The organism is Bifidobacterium sp. UTBIF-78 (genome assembly GCF_006408945.1).
Taxonomy (GTDB): domain Bacteria; phylum Actinomycetota; class Actinomycetes; order Actinomycetales; family Bifidobacteriaceae; genus Bifidobacterium; species Bifidobacterium myosotis.
In genome coordinates this window covers 1-4,996 of record NZ_JFAO01000077.1, presented here as the reverse complement: position 1 = coordinate 4,996, position 4,996 = coordinate 1, and the positions used below count along the sequence as shown (strand labels likewise).

The 4,996-nt window shown below is 60.8% G+C and carries 2 protein-coding genes; both read left to right on the top strand.

Translation table 11 applies throughout. The features are described from left to right. Positions 1 to 242 precede the first annotated feature (242 nt). Entirely contained in the window at positions 243 to 1,547 is a 1,305-nt protein-coding gene (locus BG22_RS10680; protein ID WP_140495451.1) for a class I SAM-dependent methyltransferase, read from the top strand. Between the two features lie 310 nt (positions 1,548 to 1,857). Continuing rightward, the gene (locus BG22_RS10675; RefSeq protein ID WP_140495448.1) at positions 1,858 to 3,096 is read left to right on the top strand and encodes a sugar MFS transporter; all 1,239 of its coding nucleotides are present in this window, start codon (positions 1,858 to 1,860) and stop codon (positions 3,094 to 3,096) included. Positions 3,097 to 4,996 lie beyond the last annotated feature (1,900 nt).

The window sequence follows — 4,996 nt, the reverse complement described above, 5'->3', positions numbered from 1 at the left end:
TGTTTTGTCGACCGTTCGTTCGTTGACCGGTCTCACGGTTCCCCAGTCTACCCTGCGTCCCGAGTACTTCCCGAAGACACGCTGGACATTCGCCGGGGATACGTCGCATTGTCCGCCAAAGGCGAACAGCGGCGCCATAAGCCGGCATGCCACCGCGTCCCATGCCGCGGAAGGATTACAATACCTCGCAGTTGGGGGCATTGTGGAACACCAGTTGGAACATATCAGAGAATGAGGTGGACATGGCAAATGGCAAGGCTATGACGGTCGCGGAAATGGTGTCGCTGTTCCTGGACCCCGCGACGCCGGTGCGCGTGGACGCGTTCGACGGATCGCACTTCGGTCCGGCAAGCGCCGATCTCAACGTCAGGATCACTAGCCCGAACTGCATGTATCAGCTGCTGACGCACCCGAACGAAATCGGCATCGTGCGCGCCTACGTGCTCGGCGACTTCGACGTGGTCGGCATCGATTACGCCGACCCGTACCCGGCGCTGCGCAAGCTGATCTCCCTGGCCAAGTACGTCAAGCCCATCACGCCGGTGGCGGTGGCCCGCGTATCCGCCGGCATCCTGAGCCACGGATTCCGCAAGCCGCCGGTCCCCGCCACCGAAGGCCCGAGCAAGTTCGACCGCATCAAGCGCGGCCTGCTCCCCCACACCGAGAAGGCCGATTCCGAGACGGTGAGCTTCCACTACGACATGTCGAACGAATTCTATGCAGACTTCCTCGGCCCCTCGATGACCTACACCTGCGCGGTGTTCGACAACGAGAACATGAGCCTTGAGGATGCGCAGGCCAACAAGCTGAGGCTGATTCTCGACAAGCTCGGACTCAAGCCCGGCGAGCGTCTGCTCGACATCGGCTGCGGCTGGGGTTCGATGGTCATCACCGCCGCCCGCCGCGGCATCAAGGCGCTCGGCGTCACGCTCTCCAAGGAGCAGGCCGAGTACGCAAACGAATGGATCGCGCGCGAGGGTCTGCAAGACCTCGCCGAAGTGCGCGTGCAGGACTACCGCGAGGTGCCGGAGCACGACTTCGACGGCATCTGCTCGATCGGCATGATGGAGCATGTGGGCGTGAAGAACTACCAGAGCTACTTCGAGGAGATGTTCCGTCTTCTGAAGCCGATGGGACGTCTGCTCAACCACCAGATCACCATCAGCCACGACAAGCCCGACGGCAAGCCCGGCACCGACGAATTCCTCGACCGCTACATTTTCCCGGACGGTGACCTCGGCACGCCCGGCTTCATCGAGACCTGCATCCACGACGCCGGTTTCAACGTGGTGCATCAGGAGAATCTGCGCCAGCACTATGCGCTGACCCTGCACCACTGGAACGCGAATCTGGCGGAACACTGGGATGACGCGGTCAAGCAGGTGGGCTTCGAACGCGCCAAGGTGTGGGGCCTGTACATGGCCGCATGCGCGCTGAACTTCGAGCTCGACGGCATCCAGATCCACCAGTTCCTTGCCGTGCGCCCCGACCGCGTCGGTCACCCGGATGGCAAGTGGTATCCGCTGCGCCCGTGGTGGAAGGCGTGAGCGCCCACTGACCGGGCTTCGGGTCGGAGATTGCGCTGACCGCAATCTCCGACCGCAATCAGGACAAGACAATCGAAGCCCTGATGACGGTTGGCGGACGCACCGTACGTGACACAGTCACGGCCATTCGGCCGAGGCAACGGTCACGCACGGTGCGTCCGCCACCCGTCGTCGTATCGGGCATCTCCCGCGAGTGCCTTTTCATCTGAATTCGGATGTATTGGGGACCTATGGGAACTTACGTACATTCGTACACAATAATGTCGCCGCATGGCCACGTCACTGCCCATGGTTTGCGATACTTGCAGCTATGAGCAGTATCACCAGCACGGTCAGCACCCCGAACGGCGCGGCGAACTACGATCGCACCGTCGTCGCCTGTTTCATCGGATACGTCACGCAGGCGGTCATCAATAACTTCATGCCGCTGCTGTTCGTCACCTTCGCAGCGATGTTCGGCATCAGCATGGCGCGGCTTTCGGCGCTCATCACCGTCAATTTCATCACCCAGCTCATCGTGGATGTGCTTGCCGGACGATTCGTGGACCGCATCGGATACAAGCCCTGCATCATCGCCGCCCACGTTGCCGCATTGGCTGGCCTGCTGGTGCTGGGTCTCGTGCCGACCCATGTGGCGGACCCGTATCCCGCGATCCTCGCCGCCATCATCCTGTATGCGCTGGGCGGCGGACTGATCGAGGTGATGGTCTCCCCCATCGTCGAGGCATGCCCAAGCGAGCACAAGGCCAAGGCGATGAGTCTGCTGCATTCGTTCTACTGCTGGGGGCAGCTCGGCACCGTCGTGATCTCCACACTGTTCCTGTTCGCCTTCGGCACCGGCTCGTGGCCGGTGCTGGCGTGCCTGTGGGGCGTGGTGCCGATCGCCGGCATCGTGATGTTCGCCGGTGCCCCGATGCCGCGCATCGTACCCGAAGGCACCGCGACCATGAGGTTCGTCGATCTGGCCCGCCGCCCGGTGTTTTATCTCATGTTCCTCATGATGCTCTGCGCGGGCGCCGCGGAACAAGGTATGAGCCAGTGGGCCAGCACTTTCGCGGAATCGGGTCTGGGCGTGACCAAGGTGGTGGGCGATCTGGCCGGCCCCGCCGCGTTCGCACTGATGATGGGGCTGGCGCGCACCATCTACGGCGTGCTCGGCCACCGTCTCAACCTCACCGTGTTCATCGCCGGCAGCTCGGTGCTGTGCGTGGCCATGTACCTGACCGCAGCGCTCTCGCCTTCGCCGGTTTTGGGATTGGCGGCCTGCGCCATTACGGGATTCTCGGTGGGCATCATGTGGCCCGGCACATTCTCGATGGCCGCGGACGCCATGCCCGGCGGCGGCACGCTCATGTTCGCACTGCTCGCCGTCGCCGGCGATCTGGGCTGTGCAGGAGGCCCCGCCGTGGTCGGATTCATCGCCTCCGCCCACGGCGATAGCCTCCAGACCGGGCTGCTGTTCGGCTCCGTCTTCGCCGCGGTGCTGCTGGTTTGCGTATTCGTCGTGCGGCGGAATGCGTCGGCACGGAGAGTGGAGCCACGCAGCTAGTGGTCTGCATTATTATTCGTTAGCAAATTCACTACCCCTCAGACCCACTTCACTGCCGGCCAGCTCGTCCTGCAATTTCGGACGCACTCCGCGCGCAGCTGATTGGCTCGCCTGTCGGCTTGCCCGTTGTCTACAAACAGCTCCGCTGTCTGCTTCACGGCAACGTCCTAACAAGGGGAGCCAAAATATAATCAACGAATTAATGGCGCGGCATACTAGCGGCCTGTGTCATTATTCATTAGCAAATTCACTACCCCTCAGGCCCCGCTTCGCGGGCCAGCTCCCCTAACAAGGGGAGCCAAAAATATAATTACAAATTTCTGACGCAAGATACCAGTGGTCTGTGTCAGAAGTTCGTGATTATAACGTTGCCGTGAAGCAAAACACAGAAGCTGCATGCAGTCAACGCGCAAGCCGACAGACGAACCAGTCGGCCGCATCCACATTCGCGGGATGAACGCCATTTTGGCTCCCCTTGTCAGGACGTTGCCGTGAAGCAGACAGCAAAACTGCATGTAGGGCAACGTTCAAGCCGACAGCCGAACCAGCAGGCTGCGCACGGAGTGCGTCCGTAATTGCAGGACGAGCTGGCCGGCGGCGAAGTGGGCTTGAGCTGCAGCGAATTCATCAATGAATTGTTGATGAGGGACACCAGCGGCATCGCCGCTTTGTGCTATCTGCTTTGCAAGGGGTACATCAGACCATCTGCGGTCACGTATCTGCCTTGCAAGGGGTACCTAAACAGCGATACCCCAAGTATCGACCTTGCAATTTCAACCCTCATAGTCGCCGTCCCGATATTCAGGTACCCCTCGCAAAGCAGATACATAACCGCACACGCGACAAAGTACCCCTCACAACCGAGATACCCATTTACCATGTTTGGCGGGCCCCGGCAGTCGGGACTGTGCTAGTCGTGCGGATTCTGGTTTCTTGCGCTGCTGCGCTGGCATGGTTTAAATCCGCACGATTCCAAGCAGTACTGCTCGGAGGACTGAGTCTGCCACGACAAGATATAGACAGGATGTCGAAGCTCTGTCGGAGCAGCTCTGGCATGGTGGCGACGAATTACGGTATTACGACGATAGGAAACAGACGGGAAGCGTCGGTCCAGTCTGCATCCCGGATGGTGAGCTCGGTCAGCCACAGTTTCTGCCTATTCCCACCATATAATCGTCCCGCTTCTCCGTAATGCGGAACGTCAAGTTCTGCATTACGCCACATCATGCGGGCTTGGATAGCTCATTCTTCGGAAATCTTCGGTTGGGTATTCGAGGACCAGTATTAATGACTATATTTGGTCCATGCATGAGCTTCCTTTTCGTGACTTGAAAACTGCGCTAACTGCATCCATCCGTCATCACCAGGCCTTCGCCTGCTCAGTCAGGTTCCGGCCCTCTAGCCGTAGTCCGAGTTCGATGTTGCGTTCCTCGGCGCTGTAGGAGAACACTCCATGACTGGACGGGACGGTATGGGGCAAATCAGGATCATCCCCGCATGCGCGAGGAACACGTGACGCCGTTGCTGACGGTGCTAGTGACCTGGGAATCATCCCCGCATGCGCGGGGAACACGCCCGCACCGCCATCGGGGCAGGCACAAGCTCGGGATCATCCCCGCATGCGCGGGGAACACCCACTCGGGCCGCTATGGCCGCGCTGTCAGGCGGGATCATCCCCGCATGCGCAGGGAACACACGGACCGGGAGAAGCAGCTTGAGGCGAAACGGGGATCATCCCCGCATGCGCGGGGAACACGTGATCGCCACGAGGGCGCCCACGAGCCGCTCGGGATCATCCCCGCGTGCGCGGGGAACACCAGATCATGGAAGCCGGCATGAAGGCGCTCCTGGGATCATCCCCGCATGCGCGGGGAACACGCCCGCGCCCTGCATATTCAAT